20 protein-coding genes are annotated in these 19,617 nt (G+C 65.4%); 3 read left to right on the top strand and 17 right to left on the bottom strand.

Annotated features, from left to right (window positions below; genetic code table 11):
* The first annotated feature begins 15 nt into the window (after window positions 1–15).
* Together LIX00_RS05295 and LIX00_RS05290 are read left to right on the top strand one after the other, a co-directional pair.
* Window positions 16–414 (top strand): universal stress protein, encoded by a 399-nt coding sequence (locus LIX00_RS05295; RefSeq protein ID WP_227355160.1) that lies wholly within the window; start codon window positions 16–18, stop codon window positions 412–414.
* A gap of 153 nt (window positions 415–567) precedes the next feature.
* Window positions 568–789: a hypothetical protein gene (locus LIX00_RS05290; protein ID WP_227355159.1), complete on the top strand. Its 222-nt coding sequence runs from the start codon at window positions 568–570 to the stop codon at window positions 787–789.
* Between the two features lie 185 nt (window positions 790–974).
* Here the strand turns inward: LIX00_RS05290 and acs are convergent, their stop codons facing one another.
* The 4 genes from acs to LIX00_RS05270 form a co-directional block, all read right to left on the bottom strand.
* Window positions 975–2,948 (bottom strand): acetate--CoA ligase, encoded by a 1,974-nt coding sequence (gene acs, locus LIX00_RS05285; RefSeq protein WP_227355158.1) that lies wholly within the window; start codon window positions 2,946–2,948, stop codon window positions 975–977.
* Window positions 2,949–3,124: 176 nt separating this feature from the next.
* Window positions 3,125–3,883, bottom strand: a complete 759-nt coding sequence (locus LIX00_RS05280) for a competence/damage-inducible protein A (protein ID WP_227355157.1) — start codon at window positions 3,881–3,883, stop codon at window positions 3,125–3,127.
* A gap of 72 nt (window positions 3,884–3,955) precedes the next feature.
* Window positions 3,956–5,656 carry a methylmalonyl-CoA mutase family protein gene (locus LIX00_RS05275; protein ID WP_227355156.1) on the bottom strand — a complete coding sequence of 567 codons (1,701 nt, stop codon included), beginning with the start codon at window positions 5,654–5,656 and terminating at the stop codon, window positions 3,956–3,958.
* A 26-nt stretch (window positions 5,657–5,682) separates the two neighbouring features.
* Window positions 5,683–6,060: a group I truncated hemoglobin gene (locus tag LIX00_RS05270; protein WP_227355155.1), complete on the bottom strand. Its 378-nt coding sequence runs from the start codon at window positions 6,058–6,060 to the stop codon at window positions 5,683–5,685.
* A gap of 153 nt (window positions 6,061–6,213) precedes the next feature.
* On the opposite strand from LIX00_RS05270, the gene LIX00_RS05265 reads away from it, so the two are divergent.
* Complete coding sequence (locus LIX00_RS05265) at window positions 6,214–6,480, top strand: hypothetical protein (RefSeq protein ID WP_227355154.1); 267 nt, start codon at window positions 6,214–6,216, stop codon at window positions 6,478–6,480.
* A 156-nt stretch (window positions 6,481–6,636) separates the two neighbouring features.
* Here the strand turns inward: LIX00_RS05265 and LIX00_RS05260 are convergent, their stop codons facing one another.
* The 13 genes from LIX00_RS05260 to LIX00_RS05200 all read right to left on the bottom strand — a co-directional run bounded on the left by LIX00_RS05260 (window position 6,637) and on the right by LIX00_RS05200 (window position 19,555).
* Window positions 6,637–7,389, bottom strand: coding sequence for a CBS pair associated ParBc domain-containing protein (locus tag LIX00_RS05260; protein WP_227355665.1), 753 nt, complete (start codon window positions 7,387–7,389; stop codon window positions 6,637–6,639).
* A 143-nt stretch (window positions 7,390–7,532) separates the two neighbouring features.
* Window positions 7,533–9,017, bottom strand: a complete 1,485-nt coding sequence (locus LIX00_RS05255; RefSeq protein WP_227355153.1) for a DHH family phosphoesterase — start codon at window positions 9,015–9,017, stop codon at window positions 7,533–7,535.
* Between the two features lie 171 nt (window positions 9,018–9,188).
* A complete protein-coding gene (locus LIX00_RS05250) occupies window positions 9,189–10,682 on the bottom strand; it encodes an NADH-quinone oxidoreductase subunit N (protein WP_227355152.1) in 1,494 nt (497 codons plus the stop codon).
* Entirely contained in the window at window positions 10,682–12,235 is a 1,554-nt protein-coding gene (locus LIX00_RS05245) for a complex I subunit 4 family protein (protein ID WP_227355151.1), read from the bottom strand. The genes LIX00_RS05250 and LIX00_RS05245 overlap by 1 nt, the downstream gene beginning before the upstream one ends.
* A complete protein-coding gene (nuoL, locus tag LIX00_RS05240; RefSeq protein ID WP_227355150.1) occupies window positions 12,236–14,263 on the bottom strand; it encodes an NADH-quinone oxidoreductase subunit L in 2,028 nt (675 codons plus the stop codon).
* Window position 14,264: 1 nt separating this feature from the next.
* Window positions 14,265–14,570 carry an NADH-quinone oxidoreductase subunit NuoK gene (nuoK, locus tag LIX00_RS05235; protein WP_227355149.1) on the bottom strand — a complete coding sequence of 102 codons (306 nt, stop codon included), beginning with the start codon at window positions 14,568–14,570 and terminating at the stop codon, window positions 14,265–14,267.
* Window positions 14,570–14,923 carry a proton-conducting membrane transporter gene (locus LIX00_RS05230; protein WP_227355148.1) on the bottom strand — a complete coding sequence of 118 codons (354 nt, stop codon included), beginning with the start codon at window positions 14,921–14,923 and terminating at the stop codon, window positions 14,570–14,572. The genes nuoK and LIX00_RS05230 overlap by 1 nt, the downstream gene beginning before the upstream one ends.
* On the bottom strand, window positions 14,920–15,186 hold the full coding sequence (locus LIX00_RS05225; protein ID WP_227355664.1) for an NADH-quinone oxidoreductase subunit J: 267 nt from the start codon (window positions 15,184–15,186) through the stop codon (window positions 14,920–14,922). The genes LIX00_RS05230 and LIX00_RS05225 overlap by 4 nt, the downstream gene beginning before the upstream one ends.
* A 56-nt stretch (window positions 15,187–15,242) precedes the next feature.
* On the bottom strand, window positions 15,243–15,704 hold the full coding sequence (locus LIX00_RS05220) for a NuoI/complex I 23 kDa subunit family protein (RefSeq protein ID WP_227355147.1): 462 nt from the start codon (window positions 15,702–15,704) through the stop codon (window positions 15,243–15,245).
* Window positions 15,701–16,795, bottom strand: coding sequence for a complex I subunit 1/NuoH family protein (locus tag LIX00_RS05215; protein ID WP_227355146.1), 1,095 nt, complete (start codon window positions 16,793–16,795; stop codon window positions 15,701–15,703). The genes LIX00_RS05220 and LIX00_RS05215 overlap by 4 nt, the downstream gene beginning before the upstream one ends.
* The gene (locus LIX00_RS05210; protein WP_227355145.1) at window positions 16,792–18,453 is read right to left on the bottom strand and encodes an NADH-quinone oxidoreductase subunit D; all 1,662 of its coding nucleotides are present in this window, start codon (window positions 18,451–18,453) and stop codon (window positions 16,792–16,794) included. Before LIX00_RS05210 ends, LIX00_RS05215 begins: the two co-directional genes overlap by 4 nt.
* Complete coding sequence (locus tag LIX00_RS05205; RefSeq protein WP_227355144.1) at window positions 18,450–19,151, bottom strand: NADH-quinone oxidoreductase subunit B; 702 nt, start codon at window positions 19,149–19,151, stop codon at window positions 18,450–18,452. The genes LIX00_RS05210 and LIX00_RS05205 overlap by 4 nt, the downstream gene beginning before the upstream one ends.
* Window positions 19,148–19,555, bottom strand: a complete 408-nt coding sequence (locus LIX00_RS05200) for an NADH-quinone oxidoreductase subunit A (protein ID WP_227355143.1) — start codon at window positions 19,553–19,555, stop codon at window positions 19,148–19,150. The genes LIX00_RS05205 and LIX00_RS05200 overlap by 4 nt, the downstream gene beginning before the upstream one ends.
* Window positions 19,556–19,617 lie beyond the last annotated feature (62 nt).

Here is a 19,617-nt window from a genome sequence, read left to right as displayed (position 1 = left end):
GACGGACGTTCCACTATGTATCACGTCCTCATCGCGCTGGACGAAAACGAATCGCGCGCGACGGCACAGGCCACCGCGGTCGCCGACCTGCCGGAGGCGTCGTCCGCTATCCGAGCCACGCTCCTCTACTCGTTCACCGACAACTCCAGCGGCGCGTCCGCCTTGCAGGTCGCGAGCGTCCGCCGAGCGCAGGAGACGCTCGAAGAGGCGGGCATCGACACCGACTTGGTCGAGACGAGCGGCAGCCCGGCCGACACCATCCTCGACGTGGCCCAAGAGCGGGACGTCGACTGCATCTGCGTCGGCGGTCGCAAGCGGTCGCCCGCCGGGAAAGCCCTGTTCGGAAGCGTCGCGCAGTCGGTCATCCTGAACGCGAAGCGGCCGGTGCTCGTCGCGGGCGAAGGACAGCGGTAGCGGCGGTCTCCGAGCGATAGCAAATGCGGAGCGTACCGGTATCCGACACCACCGGTAGATGGTAGCGCGGTATCGTCGTCCGAAACCGGGGCGCTCGGTTCGGTGGGTTCGCGCTTCCGTAACGTATTTTCCCGGTGCCACCTTCTCGTTACTATGGCTGCCGTGAAACGTCTCTACAATCGCACTGATGAGTGGTTGCGGGGACTTTCGCGCGTGAGGTATGCGATCTTCTTAGGGACGTCGGGAGGCGTCGGCGTTCTCGCAGCGGGTCTCCTGTTGGGTGACGAGTTCTTCCTCGTTCAGGCCCTCACGATGGCTCTCGTCGTGTTCGGTTTGGAGTGCGCGTTCGGGCTACACCAGACGACCGACGAGTGACTGTCACACCGCTCATCGCGAGTTCCGCGGGCGTCTCCGAATAAAGAACTCGCGCTACTGTCCGCTGCTACTCGCGCCGCGAGCGCGTGGCGGTGAGGTTGCGACGCCGGAGAAGACGCGTTTTCGTCGAACCGGATACGGAACGTCGAGAAAAAATACGTCGCCCTTCGAAGTTCCGCGACGCGCTAGTCGCCCTGCACCTTCCGCTGGATGTCCTCGACCACGTCCGGGTTCCGCAGGGTCGATGTGTCGCCCAACTCGTCCTCGTTGGCGATGTCCTCCAGCAGTCGGCGCATGATCTTGCCGGAGCGCGTCTTCGGCAGTTCGGGCGTGAAGACGACTTCTTCGGGACGGGCGATGGGACCGATTGCGTCCTCGACGCCCGCCACGATGCGGTCGCGCATCTCGTCGTCGCCGTCGGAGCCCTCCTCGGTGATGACGTAGGCGTACACCGCCTCGCCTTTCACCTCGTGGTCGCCGCCGACGACGGCGGCTTCGGCGACGCCCTCGACGCCGACGATGGCGGATTCGATTTCCATCGTTCCGAGGCGGTGGCCCGAGACGTTGAGCACGTCGTCGACGCGCCCGAGGACGGTGATGTAGCCGTCCTCGTCCAACTTCGCCCCGTCCTCGGGGAAGTACACCCACTCGTCCGCGTCGGGGTCGGAGTACTCGGCCCAGTACTCGCTGATGTAGCGGTCGTCGTTCTTGTAGACCGTGCGGAGCATCCCCGGCCACGGCTTCTGAATCGTGAGGTAGCCCGCGCGTCCCGCGCCGACCTCCTCGCCCGCGGTATCGACGACTTTCGCGTCGACGCCGGGGAGCGGCGGGCCGGCGCTGCCGGGTTTCATCGTGTTGATCCCCGGGAGGGTCGTGACCATCATGCCGCCGGTCTCGGTCTGCCACCACGTGTCCACGATGGGACAGTCCTCCCCGCCGATGTGCTTGTAGTACCACTTCCACGCGCGGGGGTTGATGGGCTCGCCGACCGTGCCGAGCAGGCGCAGCGAGGAGAGGTCGTGCTGTTCCGGATACTCGCTCCCCCACTTCATGAACGCGCGGATCGCCGTCGGCGCAGTGTAGAAGATATCGACGTCGTACTCATCGACGATCTCCCAGAGGCGGTCCTTCTCGGGGTAGTCCGGCGTCCCTTCGTACATGACGCTGGTCGTCCCGAGCGCGAGCGGCCCGTAGACGATGTACGAGTGGCCGGTGATCCAACCGATGTCCGCCGAACACCAGTAGGTATCGTCGGGTTTCACGTCGAGCACCGCTCGCGAGGTCCACGCCACGTAGGAGAGGTAGCCCGCGGTGGTGTGCTTGACGCCTTTCGGCTCGCCGGTCGTCCCCGAGGTGTACATCAGGAACAACATGTCCTCGGCGTCGCGCTCGACCGGATCGACCGTCGCACCCTCCTGTTCGGCGACGAGGTCGCCGTAGTCGTGCTCGCCGTTATCCATCGGGTGGTCGTACTCGTCGCCGAGTCGGTCGACGACCACGACGCCCGCCACGTCGTGGTCGACTTGCGAGAGCCCCTCGTCCGCTTTCTCCTTGTGGTGGAGCGGGTCGCCGCGGCGGTAGTAGCCGTCGCAGGTGATGAGGTACTCGGACTCCGCGCTCTCCATCCGGGTCGCCAGCGCGTCGGCGGAGAAGCCGGCGAACACCACCGAGTGCGGCGCGCCGATGCGCGCGCAGGCGAGCATGGCGACGGGGAGTTCGGGCACCATCGGCATGTACATCGTCACCACGTCGTCCTCGCCGACGCCCAACTCGCGGAGCGCCGCCGCGCACTCGTTGACCTCGCGGTGGAGCTCCTCGTAGGTGTAGGTCCGCGTCTCGCCGAGTTCGCCGATCCACTCGATGGCGGCTTCGTCGCCGCGCTCGTCCAGGTGGCGGTCGAGGCAGTTCGCGGAGGCGTTCAACGACCCGTCCGTGAACCACTCGTAGAACGGCGCGTCGCCGTCGTCCAGCACGGTGTCGTACTCCTCGTCCCAGTCGAGCAGGTCCGCCGCGCGCTCCCAGCACTCCGGCCAGTTCTCCTCGAACTCGTCGTAGATTCCCTCGTCGGAGACGTTCGCCTGCTCGACGAACGATTCCGGTGGCTCGAACGATTCCGCCTCTTCGAGCCGAGCTTCGAGTTCCACGGTATCGTCTGGCATGTATCCATGCTATCGTGCTTTCAGGAGCGGCATAAAGATTTGCAACCTTCACCGACTCGCACCCGAAGAATAAGTCGTCGGACCGATCAGACCGCGTCTCGACCGTCGACGGCGCGGTTCGACGACGTCGACGAAATCGCGCCGTCGACGGTCGGGCGCGACCCCGGCGACGGGGTTCATCCGCCGTCCGAGTCGTCTTCGACGGGCGCGACCACTTCGAGACGATCCCGAAGCCACTCGGTCGCGGCGGCGACCTCGGCGGAGTTCTCGGCGGTGACCTTCAGGCGACCCGGGTCGTCGTCCCGCCCCGGGTAGCTCCCGACCGTCACGTCGAACCGCTCTCGAACCGTCTCGAGGACGTCGCCGAGCGCGCCCTCCGGCGTCGGCGTGTAGAGCGTCTCGGCGACCACGTCGCCGGCGAACTCGTCCGCGACGAGGTCGAACATCGCCCTCATCTCGCGGGGGACGCCGGGCAGGACGTACACGTTTTCGACGACGCAACCGGGGGCCCAGCCCGCGTCCGTGGCGAGCGGACGACCGCCCGCCGGGAGAGCGGCCGCCGCGTCGACATCGAAGTCGAAGTCGTACTCCTCGGCGAGTTCGGGGTTCTCCGTTTCGAACGCGCGCGCCTTCTCCAGGAGTCGCTCTCGCTCTGGCTCGGACACGACGAGGGTCAGGTCGAGGGCGTTCGCGACGGCCTCCATCGTCACGTCGTCCGGCGTCCCGCCGATTCCGCCCGTGACCACGACGGCGTCGAACGCCGCGCGCCAATCGCGGACGCGCCGGGCGATGACCTCGGAATCGTCCGGTACGGTCAGGATTCGCCGAACCGACCCTCCCCGCTCGTGAATCCGCGCGGCCAACCACGACGCGTTGGTGTTCACCGTGTCCCCGGCGAGAATTTCGTCGCCGACCGTGAGAAGTGCGACCTCCATAGCTAGTCTCGAGAGTCGCCCTCGACGCATAAATCTCCCGCGAGCGTCGCGTCCCGTAAAATCGCGGGCGGTTCAGGCCAGTCCGATCTTCTCCTGGTACGAACCGTGTTCCGCCTCGAACACCCGCATTATCTCGCCCATCGTCGCGTAGGCTTTCACCGAGTCCACGATGGCGGGCATGACGTTCTCGTCGTTCTCGATGGCGTCGCGCAGGTCGTCGAGGGCGGCGTCGACCGCGTCGTCGTCGCGCTCGTCTTTGACCTCCGCCAGCCGCGCGAGCTGTCGGTCCTGGGTCTCCTCGTCCACCTGGAGGATGTCGGGTCTCGTGTCCTCCTCTATCTCGTACCGGTTGACGCCGACGACGACTTCCTCGCCCTCCTCGACGCGCTCCTGGTACTCGTAGGAGGCTTCCTGAATCTCGCGGTGGAAGTAGCCCCGGTCGATGCCCTCGAGGACGCCGTCCCGCACCGAGCCGTCGCCCATCTCCTTTATCTCCTCGATGTACGCCATCGTCTCCTCCTCGACCTCGTCGGTGAGCGATTCGACGGCGAAGCTCCCGCCCAAGGGGTCGATGATGTCCGCCGCGCCGCTCTCCTCCGCGATTATCTGCTGGGTTCGCAGGGCGACGCGAACCGCCTCCTCGCTCGGGAGCGCGAGGGCTTCGTCGAAGCTGTTGGTGTGGAGGCTCTGCGTGCCGCCGAGGACGCCGGCGAGCGCCTGAATCGTCACGCGGACGATGTTGTTGAGCGGCTGTTGTGCGGTGAGCGACTGCCCGGCGGTCTGCGTGTGGAACTTGAGCTGCTTCGATTTCGGATCCTCCGCGCCGTACCACTCGTCCATCACGGTCGCGTAGATGCGCCGCGCCGCGCGGAACTTGGCGACCTCCTCGAACAGCGAGTTGTGCGAGTTGAAGAAAAAGGAGAGCTGCGGGGCGAACTCGTCCACGTCCAGTCCGCGCTCCATCGCGTCCTCGACGTAGGCGAAGCCGTCCGCGAGCGTGAAGGCGAGTTCCTGCACCGCGGTCGAACCGGCCTCGCGGATGTGGTAGCCCGAGATGGAGATGGGTTTGATGTTCGGCGTCTCCTCGACCGCGAACTCCACCGTGTCCGTGACGACGTCGAGGCTCGGCTCCGGCGGGACGACCCACTCCTTCTGCGCGATGAACTCCTTCAGCATGTCGTTCTGGAAGGTGCCGCGGAGCTTCTCGCGGGGGACGCCGCGGTTGTCGGCCAGCGCGACGTACATGGCGAAGACGACCGGCGCGCTCGGGTTGATGGTGAAGCTGGTCGAGACCTCGTCCAACTCGATGCCGTCGAAGAGTATCTCCATGTCGCGGAGGGTGTCGACCGCAACGCCCTCCTTGCCGACCTCGCCGTCCGAGAGCGGGTCGTCCGAGTCCTTACCCATCAGGCTCGGCATGTCGAAGGCCGTCGAGAGCCCGGTCTGTCCGTTGTCGATGAGGTAGTGGAACCGCTCGTTCGTCTCCTCGGCCGTGCCGAAGCCGGCGAACTGGCGCATCGTCCACGTCCGCCCGCGGTACATCGTCGGGTAGACGCCGCGGGTGTAGGGTTCCTCGCCGGGGAAGCCGAGGTCGTCCTCGTAGTCGAAATCGGCCACGTCCGTCGGGTCGTAGAGGCGGTCCACCTCCAGATTCGAGACCGTCGCGAAGCGGTCTTTTCGCTCGCCGAACCGCTCCAGCACGGGCGAGAGGGTGTCGTCCTCCCACTCCTCTCGGTCCTGCTGAATCTCCCGCAGGTCGTCCTCGTCGTACATGCTCGTAATTTCTGCCGGGGAATCCATTAAGGATTCGGTGGGCGGTTTTCGACTATCGGTCCGCGGAACGACTCGATTTCGGCGACGACCGCGTCCACGTCCTCGTCGCTCGCGTCGAACTCCCGCAGGGCGTCCGCCAGGTGCACCTCGATTCGACTGAAATCGACGTGTCCGACGTCGAGGTGGTCGTGCGCCGCCTCCATGTCTTCGCCGTCGTACAGTTCCGGGCCTCCCGCGGCGGTCACGAGGAACCGCGTCTGGTGGCCTCGCTGTTCGCGCATATCCACGTCCTCGAAGAACGGTCGCAGTTCCTCGTCCGACAGCACTCGCTCGTAGAACTCGTCCACGACCGCTCCGATTCCTTCTCGTTCGCCGAGTCGTCGGTAGAGCGATTCCGCGGCCATACCGACGCAGTGGTCGCGTCGATAAAAAGAAACGGCGGCGGTTCCAATCACCGGGGAGTCGGCGAAGAATTTATAACGGCGTTCGCGCCTGCGACGGGTCGAAACGCCCCAGTCACCACAAAGGGTATGCACCGCGGCGAAAAACCAACGTCGATGACCGCCAACTCGAAGTTTCTCGCCGCATTCTGCTACGCGTCGCTCGCCCTCGGCGCGCTCGTCGGACTCGTCGGGGTTCGATTTCTCTCGGAAGCGCTCTTCTGGCCGTCAGCCCCGCTCGGCGCGTACGTCCCCGCGCTTATCGTGACCTTCGGCATCGCGATCCTCGCCCTCGGCGTCGGGCTGATGGTTCGATACACGCTGCGCAATCCCCACACGTACGGGGCCAGTGACACGGTTATCGGTAAGTGGAAACAGTGGTAGAGTCGCAGGAGCGATTCTCCCGCCGGTTGAGTGGGCATCCAATACCCGTCAGTAGTGCCCGATGACGCCGTTCCACGTGCGTGACGTTCCCCTCCTCTCGTTCGAGACGACTCCCTGACCGAGGTGGTTTCCGAGGAACCCACCGAGTACGAGTAGCTACTGCAACCGCTTCGTCGTCTCCACGAGCGGGTGGCGGGCGTAATCGACCACCTTGATGTCGTCGATGGTCTCCAGTCCCTCCTTCTCCGCCGTCTCGGCCATTCCGAGTTCGACCCGGTGGTCGGTGACGATGACGTAGGCGTCCATCTCCCCGATGTCGAGCCTGTCGGCGGCCTTCGCCCGATGGTGTCCGTCCGCCAGCAGGAGGGTTCGACCGTTCTCGATGACGACGAGCGGTTCCGCCAACCCGCGCTCCATCTCGTACACCCGGCCCTCCAGTTCGTCGGCGTAGACCTTCGACTGCGTCGGCACGAGGTCGGCGAGGCGCACCTTCCGCCGCTTCTGGGACACCTCGGTGTCGTGGATGGATTCGAGCGTGCGCATCAGCTTTCCCACCTTCTCGGGCGTGACGCGCTCTATCTGGCTGCGGATGACGTCCGTGTTGCTGATGATGCCGACGAGGTTGCCCGCGTCGTCGACCACGGGGAGCTTCTGGATGCCCGACCGGAGGATGACGCGCGCCGCGTCGTTCACGTCGAGGTCGGGATGGGCGACGATGAGTTCCTGACTCATCACCTTGAATATCGGCTCCTGGTCGTCCGCCAAGAGGAGGTCGCGCGCGCTCACGAACCCCTCGACGCGCCGCCCGTCGCACACCGGGAATCCGTTGTGTCCGTCGCTCTCCGCGATGCGCCGGGCGACCTCCTCGACGGTCGCATCGGGGGAGACGGTCGCCACGTCGCGGGTCATGTACTCTTTGACCTTCGGTTTGATGCCCTCCGTTCCGCCGTCGGAGATGGTTCGAACGTCGGGCGACGTGCGGCGACGGTCTTCCTCCTCGGCCTCGTCCATGCGGATACGCACGCGCTATCGGACAAAAAACTTCCCGACCGCTACTCGTCGCTCTCCGCGAGTTTGATGTCGAAGGAGGCGACCCGTTCCCGGTCGGTGCCGTACTCGTCGACGTCGGGACGGGAACGAACCGTCTCGAAGAAGCGGTCGATGACGATTTCGCTGACGATGCTGGTGAGCGACACCTCCTCTTCCTCCTCGACCTCGCCGAGCAGGCCGAGCGGAATCTGCGCGCCGGCCATGTCGGCGTGCCCGCCCGCGCTGCCGATCTGTCCGAAGGCGGCCCGCATGGTCTCGCCGAGGTCGATGTCCGTCCCGCGGGCGCGCGCCGAGATGTAGACGACGCCGTTCGTGAACCCGAAGACGAGCGTGACGTTGACGCCCTCCATGTCGAGCAGGCGATCCGCGGCCTGCGCCAAGGCGTCGCGGTCGGAGAGCGCGCCGACGCAACTCGCCAGCACCGTCCTGTCGAGCTCCCGGTTCCGAATCGCGCGAGCGATGGTTTCGAACGTTTCGGGGCTGATGGACGGACTCTCGACGCGCTCCAGGACGCTCGTGTCGGCGTGGGGGAGCAGGAACGCCGCCGCCTCGAAGTCGGCCTCCGACACTTCGCGCGTGAAGTCCTTCGTGTCGACGCGGATGCCGTACAGCAGACCGGTCGCGACCCGCTCGTCGGGGTCGCCCCCGATGTGTTCGAGGTGGTCGGCGAGCAGGGAACTCGTCGCCCCGACGCCGCTGCGGAGGTCGACGAACTCCGCCTCGACCGGGTGGTTCGGCGGGTGGTGGTCGATGACCACGTCGACCGGCGTGCCCTCGGGCAGTTGGTCGTTGACGCTCGGACTCGAGTGGTCGACGAGCGCGATGCCGGCGAACTCCGAGAGGTCGTCTTCGGGGTCGAGATTGCGGAGGTTCAGGTCGAGGAGGTTGACGAACGCTCGGTTCTCCTGGTGGGAGATGGCCCCGTAGTAGCACGTCTCGGCTTCGGTGCCGACCGCCTCCGCTATCTCCGCCAGCGCGACCGCGCTGGCGATGGCGTCGGGGTCGGGATTGTCGTGCATGAAGATGCCGAGTTTCCCGTCGATATCGCGGAGCGCGCGCTGGAGTTCGTGGGTTCGAAACGCCGCGTCCTCGCTGGTCATCGACAGCAGGCGCTCGACGATGGCCTCGCCGGGGTCGATCAGTCTGTCGGCGAGGTCGGCCAGTTCGTCGCGCGCCGCGTCGGACGGCCGGTCGCCCGTGTAGGCGACGAGATAGGCGTTCGGGTACTCCTGTCGGAGCGCTCGCGCCGCCCGCCGGTTCCGCTCGGGGTCGTCTCCCGCGACGAACGCCACGTCCACGAGCGGGCGCTCGGCGATGACGTCGGGGTCGGTGGGGTCGCCCCGAGTCGCCGAGACGCCCTCGGTTCGAAGCGTTTCGACGCGGCTCTCGCTGTCGTCCACGACGACGATGCTTCCGGGACGTTCCGCCACCGACTCGACGATTGCATGCCCGACGGAACCGCAGCCGAGCATGAGCCGCGAAACCATTCTACCACCGATTGCTGTCCGGAGGCCTAAAACCTGTTGGGAATCCCTCTACGCGCGATTTCGAGCGCGACGGAGACGAATCCGAAAGGGAGCGAAGCGGTGGAAACGGCGTCGAACGCCGCCGCTCGCGGTTCGACGCTAAAAAATCGAGAACGGTGTTTCGCGGTCGTCTCAGGCGAACAGCGTCGCGGCGGCGTCGATGGCCGTGTCGGCCACCGGGCTGAACGCCGGGAGCAGGAGCACCGTCGCGAGGGCGGCGACGAGCACCGCGACGTAGAGGCCGGTGGGCGTGCTCCGGATGTTGAACTCGTTCACCGGTTCTTCTATCCACATCGCCCTGACGACGCGGCTGTAGTAGTACAGCGACAGCGCGCTGTTGACGGCACCGATCGCGGCGAGCCACCAGAAGCCGGCCCGCACCGCGCCGGCGAACAGGACGTACTTGCTGAAGAAGCCCGCGAACGGCGGGAGTCCCGCGAGGCTGAACATGAACGCGGTCATGGCGACGCACGCCATCGGCGCTCTCGTCGCCAGTCCGTTGTAGTCCTCGAAGGTGCGTCCGACCTCCCAGTGCTCGACCAGCGCGATGAACAGGAACGCGCCCGTGTTCATGAAGCCGTAGACGAGCAGATGCATCATCGCGCCGCCCATGACGAAGCCGTTCGCCCCGCCGTCGGCGGAGAGGGCGGCCAGCCCGATGAGCGCGTAGCCCGCGTGTCCGATGGAGGAGTACGCGAGCATGCGTTTGACCGTGTCCTGCGTCGCGGCGGCGAAGTTGCCGAGCGTCATCGTGACGACGGCGAGAATCTGGAACGCCAGCACCCAGTCCACCGTGGTCGCCACCTCGGCGATGGGGAACGCGGTGGTGAACACGCGGAACGCGACGGCGAACCCGGCGGCCTTCGAGGCCGACGAGAGGAACGCCGAGATGGGCGCGGGTGCGCCCTCGTACGCCTCGGGGGCCCAGAAGTGGAACGGGACGCTCGCGGTCTTGAACGCGAAGCCGCCGAGCACCATCAGCACGCCGATGCCGAGGACGCCCGCGAGGTCGGCCCCGCCGAGGTTGGCCGCGACCAGACCCAACTGCAGGTGGCCGGTGACGGCGTAGACGAGGCTGATACCGTAGGCGAAGATGGCCGACGAGAGCGCGCCGATGAGGAAGTACTTGAGTCCCGCCTCGACGCTCCCGCGGTTCTTCTTCAGGATGGCGACCAGCGCGAACGACGGGAGACTCGACAACTCGATGCTGACGAACACCGTGGCGAGGCTGTTCGCGCTCGCCATCAGCGTCATCCCCGTCGCCGCGAGGATGACCAGCGTGTAGTACTCCGCCTGATAGGCGTGACCCCTCAGGTAGTCGTAGCTCGCCACGCACACCAGCGCGGTGACGCTGGTGAAGATGACCGCGAAGAAGAGGCTCATCGTGTCCACGACGAGCGCGCCGTCGTACAGCGAAATCGGATCCTCGCCCGTCCCGGCGAGGAGGAACCACGCCGCGAGACCGCCGGCGATAACCGTCCCGGCGGTCGAGATGCCCGCGAGGAGCGGGCGGTTCGTCGAGTCGGGGTGGACGCTGTCCACGACCAACAGCAAGAGCGCCGTCAGACCGAGGACGGTGGCGGGAGCCATCGCGGACCACGTCGGCCACGCGAGCGGTTGCGCCATCAGTGACCACCTCCGGAGACGAGGGCCATCTCACCCACGGCGTCCTGGATCATCGTGTAGAAGATGTCCGGCTGGACGCCGAGCAGGATGACGAGCAGGATGAGCACCACGAGGGGTGCCACGTCGTGGAACGCGGCGCGTCCGACCTCGTAGTCGGTTTCCACGTCGAACGAACCGAACAGGGTGCGCTGCATGGCGAAGAGCAGGTAGCCCGCGACGATGACGATACCGAACATCGCCGCCGCCGTGAACAGCGCGAGACCGTGGGTTCCCAGCGCGGTGCCGGCGAGCACGGTCGACTCGAACGCGCCGACGAAGATGAAGAACTCCGCCGCGAAGCCGGCCATCAGGGGCAGTCCCATGTAGCCGAACGCGCCCGCCACGAACACCGCGACCGTCACGGGCATCTTGTCGGCCAGCCCGGACATGTCCGAGACCATCCGGGTGTGGGTCGTGTTGTAGATGACGCCGACCGCCATGAACATCAGCCCCGAGATGAGACCGTGCGCGATCATCTGGAACGTCGCGCCGCCGACGCCGTACATCGTGAACGCAACGAGTCCGAGGATGACGTACCCCATCGACGACACCGAGGAGTACGCGACGATGCGTTTGAGGTCGGTCTGCGCCAGCGCGAGCATCGCGCCGTAGATGACGCTCACGACCGCCACGACGGCGATGAGGAGCGCGTAGTCCTTCGCCACGCCGGGGAGCATCGTGAAGTTGAATCGGAGCAGCGCGTACGTCCCCATCTTCAGCAGGACGCCCGCCAACATGATGGACACCGGCGTCGGCGCTTCGACGTGGGCGTCCGGCAGCCACGTGTGGAACGGGACGATGGGCACCTTCACGCCGAATCCGGCGAACATGGCGAAGAACGCGACGACCTTCAGGGTGTTCGCGTCCACCCCGCCGAGTCCGCTGAGTTGGCCGTCGTTCAACGCCTGCGCGATGGCGGGCATGTCCAACGTGTTCACCGAGTCGCCCAGTCCGAAGACGAGGGCGATGAAACCGATGAACATCACCAGCGAGGCGATGTTCGTGTAGACGAAGAACTTGATCGCCGCGTACTTGCGGCGCGGGCCGCCCCAGACGCCGATGAGGAAGTACATCGGCACCAGCACCATCTCCCAGAAGACGAACCAGACGAAGAAGTCGAGCGCCGAGAAGACGCCGAGGAGGCTCGTCTCCATGAACAGCATGAGACCGTAGAACTGGCTCTGTCGCTCGTCGATGGGCGTCCACGCCGCAAGGATGGCGAGGGGCGTGAGCACCGTCGTCAGCACCAGCAACGGCATGCTGATGCCGTCCAGTCCGACGTGCCAGTTCAGCGAGTAGGGGCCGAGCGTGACCCACCTGAACGTCTCTTCGAAGGCGAGTTCGCCGTTCAGCAGGGCGTTTCCGCTCCCCTCGAAGGCACTGTACATCCAGAGGCTCCCGCCGAGCGGGAGCAGACTCAGTACGAACGCCAGCTTTCCCGCGACCTTGTCGGGCGCGAGGAACACCGCGAACGCGCTGAGCAGTGAAACCGCGATGAGTGCTTCGATTATCATCTAGAACCAACCTCCCGTGAAGCCGACGACGAGCAGCAGGACGACGAACCCGAGCACCAGCATGAGCGCGTAGTTCGTCACGACGCCGCTCTGAATCCGTTTCACGCGGCTGCCGCCGAACAGGCTCACGCTGGAGACGCCGTTGACCACGCCGTCGATGATGCCCGCGTCGAACTTGTCCGCCGCTCGCGCGAGCGGGAGCGTGAGGCCGCTCGCCAGCCAGACCTGATACTCGTCCTGGTAGTAGTTGTTGAACAGGACCGTCTTCGCGCCGCCCAATTTGTCGGTGTGCTCGACGGGTTCGGGGACGTTGTAGAGCGTCCACGCGAGCCCCATGCCCGCGAGGGCGAGGGCGAGCGACACCGCGCCGGGAATCAGCGCCGAGACGTCCGCCGGTTCGCCGTAGGCGAACTGGGAGACGAGTTCCTCGTAGTGGTGCGCGCCGGTCGCCTCGACCGGACCGTTGAGCCACGAGTGGAGGAACTCGATGTGCGCGTCAGTCAGCTGCGCGACCGGCGTCATGTTGACGAGACCGGCCGTCGCCGCAAGGATGCCGAGCACGACGAGCGGGAACTTGACGTTCCAGCCGACGCCGTGCGGGTCGCGCGCCGTGTCGGTGCGCGGTTCGCCGTGGAAGGTCAAAAAGACCATCCGGAACGTGTAGAAGCCGGTGAAGAACACCGCGAGCAGTCCCATCGCGTACGCCGCGAGCAGGACCGGGTTCCCGATTCCGTGGACGAGCGCCTCGTAGAGCACCTCGTCTTTCGACCAGAAGCCAGAGAACGGAACGATGCCCGCGAGCGCGAGCGACCCGGAGAGGAACGTCCAGTAGGTGACCGGCATCTTCTCCCTGAGACCGCCCATGTCCCACATGTTCTCGTTGTGGTGCATGGCGATGATGACCGACCCCGCTCCGAGGAACAGGAGCGCCTTGAAGAAGGCGTGGGTCATCAGGTGGAAGGTCGCCGCGACGTAGCCGCCCGCGCCCAGTCCGAGCATCATGTAGCCGTACTGCGAGATGGTGGAGTACGCGAGCACCTGCTTTATCTCCCGCTTGACGACGCCCATCGTCGCCGCGAACAGCGCGGTGAATCCGCCGATGAACGCGATGATGGCGAGCACCTGCGGAAGCAGGGCGTAGAAGCCGTACATCCGCGCGACGAGGTAGACGCCCGCCGCGACCATCGTCGCCGCGTGGATGAGCGCGGAGACGGGCGTCGGACCTTCCATCGCGTCCGGCAGCCACGTGTGGAGCGGGAACTGCGCGGATTTGCCGACCACGCCGCCCAGCACGAGCAGGCCGATGACGGAGAACCACGCCCGCGGCCCGAGGCCGAAGAACGTGGTGACGTCGCCGGCGCCGCCCTCGGCGAGCGCCTGCTCGGCCACGTGCGCGAACGAGTGGTCGCCCGCGAACTGCGCCGTCCCGAACGTGGCGAGCACCGCCACCACGCCGATGAGGAAGAAGTAGTCACCGAAGCGGGTGACGAGGAACGCCTTCTTCGCGGCGCTCGCCGGGCCGGGGTTGCGGAACCAGAACCCGATGAGCAGGTACGAACACAGCCCCACGAGTTCGAAGAACATGAACGCCATCAGCAGGTTGTCCGAGAAGACGAACGAGAGCATGCTGAAGGTGAACAGGCCGAGACCGGCGTAGTAGCGCGGCAGGCCGGTTTCGCCCTCGTCGTTCATGTAGCCGAGGCTGAAGATGTGGACGAGGAACGCGATCAGCGAGACGATGACGAGCATCATCGCCGACAGCGGGTCGAGGAAGATGCCGAAGTGCAGGTCGAACGTTTCGAGCCCGTTCACCCACACGATGGTCTGATGGTAGCTCCGTCCGCCGGCCACCGTGAGCAGCACCCACAGCGACAGGAGGAGCGAACCGCCCGTGGCGGCGATGCCCGGCAGCGCGCCGCCCTTCGGCAGCATCTTGCGGGCGAACTCGCCGCCGAACAGCGCGATCAGGAACGATACGAACGGCAGGAGTGCGATAACCGGTGCCAGTTCGAATGCTGTTGCCGCCATCTTACCACCTCATTGTCGTCGCTTGGGTCACGTCCACGTCGTTGAAGTTGCGATACAACACGAGGATGATGCCGATACCCACCGCGACCTCCGCGGCGGCCAGCGCCAGCGTGAACAGGCTGAAGGTCTGGCCGGTCAGGTTGCCGTGGTAGTGGGAGAACGCGACGAGGTTGATGTTCGCGGCGTTCAGCATCAACTCGACGCTGATGAGGAACATCAGCGCGTTCTTCCGGGTGAGGATGCCGAACAGCCCCGTGCAGAACACGGCCGCCGAGAGCAGTAGGTAGTACTGGACCGGCACCGCCATCACTCGTCACCTCCCTCGTCTCTTCCGCCGTCGGTTCGGATCGACTCCGTGATGCCGACGCCCTCGCGACGGGCGAGCATCACCGCCGCCGCCAGCGCGGCGACGAGGACGAGGTCGATTATCTCGAACGCGATGAGGAATCCCTCGCTCGGAACGATGCTCTGTCCGCCGACGTTGAAGATGTTGAACATCGCGTAGCCGATGCTCGCCGTGATGTTGGCTCCGTTCGGGAAGCCTTGCGGCGCGCCGAACGACGCGCCGAGGAACACCGCGGCGAGGACGACGAACAGCGCGAGCGCGCCGATGCCGGGAAGCATCTTCGACGGGTCACGCATCCGCGGCCGCGACGTCATACGTTGGTCACCTCCTCTGTACTTGCTCGACGTGTGAGCATGACGGCGAACGTTATCAGGATGAGAACCCCGCCCACGTAGACGAGGATCTGCATCGCCGCAACGAACTCCGCCTGCAACATGACGTAGTGCACCGCGAAGCTCAGCAACGAAACGCCGAGCAGCAACGCGGCATGCCACACGTCCCGCACCAGGACAGCGCCCAAGCTACTCGCCACCGTAATGGCGGCGAACAGCCCGAACGCGATCATCTCGTATGCCATTTCAGTCACCTTATGGTTTGGAGAAACGCCCTTTTAACATTTCGAGACGGGCGTGTTCACTGATAGTCGACCGCTCCCTCGCCCTCGCCGATCCACGCGCCCCTGTCGGGTTCGCGCGACTCCAGCGGGTCGATGTCTTTGTACCACGGAACGTTCTTCAACTGTTCTTTGTTGTAGATCAGATCGTCCTTCGTATCGCCCGTGAACTCGAAGTTCTGGGTCAGGAGGATGGCGTCGACGGGACAGACCTCCTCGCAGAGTCGGCAGTAGATGCACTGGCCGACGTGGAGGTTGTACTGCTCGCCGTTGCGCTGGTCGTCCTGCACGATCTGGATGGTGTCGTTCGGGCAGACGTTCTCGCACTGGCGACACCAGATGCAGCGCTCCTGGCTGAACTTGTGGATGCCGCGGAAGCGCGGGCTCACTTCGGGCGCGACGTCCGGATACTCCACCGTGAACGTCGACCCGTCCAATGCGTGTTTCATCGTCGTTGCCATTCCTTTGAGTAGTCCGATCATAGCATCACCCCTACGATGATGGCCGTGAGGACCAAGTTCGCGAACGAAAGCACGAGCATGCCCTTCCAGCCGATCTCGATGAGTTGGTCGATGCGAACGCGCGGAATCGCCGAGCGCGCCCACTGCGTGAACAGGAACACCGCCCAGATTTTGACGGTGAACCAGACGAAGCCGATGGAGCCGGAGGCGGGACCGTCCGGCCCGCCGAGGAAGACCGTGGCGATGATGGCTCCGCCGAGGAAGATGTGCAGGAACTCGCCGAGGTAGAAGAGGACGAAGTACACGCTGGAGTACTCGGTCTGGTACCCGGCGACGATCTCCGTCGGCGCTTCCGGGATGTCGAACGGGTTGCGTCCGACCTCCGCGAGGTTCGCCGCCATGAACAGCACGAACGCGAACGGATTGACGAACGCGTACCACGCGGGAATGCTGACGCCGGCGATGGTCACCAGCGTCTGTTGCTGCTGTGCGACGATCTGGCTCGTCTGGAGCGACCCCGCGAAGATGACGACGGACGCCGCCGTCACGACGAGCGGAATCTCGTAGGCGATATTCTGCGCCACGGCGCGGAGCGCGCCGAGAAGCGAGTACTTGTTGTTCGACGCGTAGCCGCCCATCGTCAGTCCGAGGGTGGCGATGGACGCCACGGCGAACACGTACGCCAACCCGGTTTCGGGGTCGGCGAGCTGCAGATTGATGCCGAAAAGGGAGCCCATCGGGATGACCGCGAAGCCGAGAAGCGCCGACCCCGCCATCACGAGCGGCGCGAGGTCGAAGGCGGGACGGTCCGCGCCATCCGGGATGATTAGCTCCTTCGACAGCAGCCGAACCGCGTCCGCGACGATGATGAGCAGGCCGAACGGACCGACCCGGTTGACCGCGATGCGGTCGGTGAACGCCGCGGTGATCTTCCGCTTCGCCCACGGTCCCGCGAACGCCGTCATCGTCAGCATGATAGTGCCGACGACGGCCGCCGCGATGAGCGCCGAGAGCAGCTCTATCGGCGCGCTGGGGTTCTGGCCGCCCAGCGCGCGGGCGATCTGCTCGGGGAGGAGCACCGGACTATCGCCTTGAAGCGGAACGAAGTTCATCGGTCGACCTCCCCGAGAATCACGTCGAGACTGCCGAGCGTGGCGACGAGGTCGGGGATGTACTCCCCTCTGGACATCTCGCCGAGCGCCGAGAGGTTACAGAAACACGGACTGCGTATCTTGAACCGTCCCGGCTTGTCCGTCCCGTCGCTCCGGATGTAGATGCCGAGTTCGCCCTTCGCGGCTTCGACCGCGCGGTACACTTCGGTGTCCGCGTCCGGCTTGAGCGTCCGGGGGACGTTCGACTGGATCTCGCGGTCGTCTTCCGGCCAGTCTTCGAGCAGTTCGACGCACTGTTCGATTATCTTCGCCGACTCCTCGACCTCGCGCATCCGGACGAGGAAGCGCGAGTAGTTGTCGCAGCCGTCCTCGGTGACGACGTTCCAGTCGAGCTGGTCGTAGTAGCCGTAGGGGTCGTCGCGGCGCAGGTCGTAGTCGATGCCCGACCCGCGGGCGACCGGCCCCGTCGCGCCGTACTCCTTCGCGGTCTCGGGTTCGAGGATGCCGGTGTCGATGGTTCGAATCTGGAATATCTCGTTGCTCGTGACAAGGTCGTGGTACTCGTCGAGCGCCTCCGGAAGCCCGTCGAGGAAGTCGCGGATCTTCTCGAAGAACTCCTCGCGCGGCTCCGGAATGTCCCAGACGACCCCGCCGAGGCGGAAGTAGTTGAACATCATGCGCTGGCCGGTGAGGTCCTCCAGGATGTTCTGGACGACCTCCCGGTCGCGCATCGCGTACATGAAGATGGCGGTGAAGTCGCCGTAGATGTCGAGCGCGAACGTTCCGACCGCGAGCATGTGCGACGCGATGCGACACAGCTCCGCGCCCATCGTCCGGATGACCTGCGCGTACTCCGGCACGTCGAGACCGTTCAAGTCCTCGGCCACGCGCGCGTACGCCCACTCGTTGAGCAGGCCCGCCGACGCGTAGTCCCACCGGTCGGGGTACGGCATTATCTGGTGTCGGTACGTTCCGTTCTGGGCCATCTGCTCCTCGCAGCGGTGGAGGTAGCCGATGTCCGGGTCGACGTCCGCCACCTGCTCGCCGTCGAGGGTCGTCTTGAGGTGGAGCACCCCGTGCGTGGCCGGGTGGTGCGGCCCGATGTTGAGGAACATCGTGTCCGTGTCCTCGTCGTGGTGGCTCTCGCCCGGAAGCGGATTCTCGTGCGCTTGGAACGAGACGAGTTGGGGCCTGTCCTGGTCGTAGTTTCGGGACAGCGGGTGGCCCTGCCACGTCTCGGGCAGCAGGATGCGACGCAGGTCGGAGTGTCCGTCGTACTCGATGCCGACGAGGTCGTACGCCTCTCGCTCCTGCCAGTTCGCGGTGGCGTAGACGGGTTCGGCCGTCTGGCTCTTCGGCGCGTCAGTGGGCGTCGGCACGACGACGCTCGCTTCCTGCGTCGGGTCGTCGTACTTCTTCAGGTGGTAGATGGTCTCGTAGCGGTCCTCGTAGTCCTGCGCGGTCACCATCGAGAGGTGGTCGAATCCGGCCTCGTCGCGCAGGAGGGCGAGCGCGTCCTGCACCTCGTCGGGCCGGATCACGAAGCCCGGCGCGTTCAGGTGCTCCTCGCGTCCGACGACGTGGTCGCCGAGCAACGCCGCGAGTTCGTCGCCGTCGACGCTCTCGACCGTCGACGGTACTTCTTCCTGCGAACTCATGGCGAATCAGCCCAGTTGTAGCGCATGACGAGGGAGTCCTCGTCGATCTGGTCGGCGAGCGATTCGACGAGTTCGTCGCGTTCGAGGTCGCTGAACTGCTCCAGTTCGTACGGCTTCACGACGACCGGACTGCTCTCGCCGTTGGCGATGCGCTCTTGCAGTTTCACGACGCCGTAGACGAGCGCCTCGGGGCGCGGCGGGCATCCGGGGACGTGGATGTCGATGGGGATGACCTCCTCCGCGCCCTTGATGACGTTGTACCCTTCCTGGAACGGGCCGCCGCTGATGGCGCACGACCCCATGTTCACGACGAACTTGGGTTCGGGCATCTGGTCGTAGACGCGCTTCATTCGGGGCGCGAACTTCGAGACGATGGTGCCCGGCACGATCATCACGTCGGCCTGTCGCGGCGACGCGCGCGGCACACCCGAGCCGAAGCGGTCCAAGTCGTGTTTGACGGCGTAGGTGTGCATCATCTCGATGCTGCAGCAGGCGATACCGAACTGGAGCATGAACATCGACGACCCCCGCACCCAGTTCATGAACTTGTCGAATTTCGTGAGGATGAACGGCGACGCGCCGAACGCTTCCCGCAGTTTCGAGTTGAAACGGTTGTCGGCGTCTCCTTTCCGCGCCTCACGGGTCTTCGTCTGCGGGACTGTGCTACCCTGTATAAACTCCCGTGGTTCGTTGCTCATTGTTCAGCACTCCGTTGTGTTCCGCGGGGGCTGCGAACCCACCGCACCGCACCGTTGCGCCAGGCCCACGCGAGCCCGACGGCGAGAACGCCGATGAAGACCAACATTGGGACGAGTATCGTCGCCAGATCGACACCGCTTTCGATGGCGTTTCGATAGATGACGGTCCAAGGGAAGATGAGAACCGTCTCGATGTCGAAGACGACGAACAGCAGCGCAACCATGTAGTACTGGATGTTGAACCGGATGCGCGTCGTCCCTGTCGGGACCTCACCGCTCTCGTAGGTGGCGGATTTGCCTTGTTCTGGTACGCTCGGCCTGAGGAGGCTCGAAATCGCCATCATACTCAACGGGATGGCGATCCCCACCAGCGCGAGCGCGCCAATAGCTACCCATGGATTCATACCGGTATTCTCCTAGCAGGCGGTGTTTTGTGAGCGCACCCCTATAAGCGTTGATTCTTGCG

It is taken from the genome of Haladaptatus salinisoli, assembly GCF_020614375.1.
Classification (GTDB): Archaea; Halobacteriota; Halobacteria; order Halobacteriales; family Haladaptataceae; genus Haladaptatus; species Haladaptatus salinisoli.
This window is presented reverse-complemented; position numbering and strand designations above follow the sequence as displayed.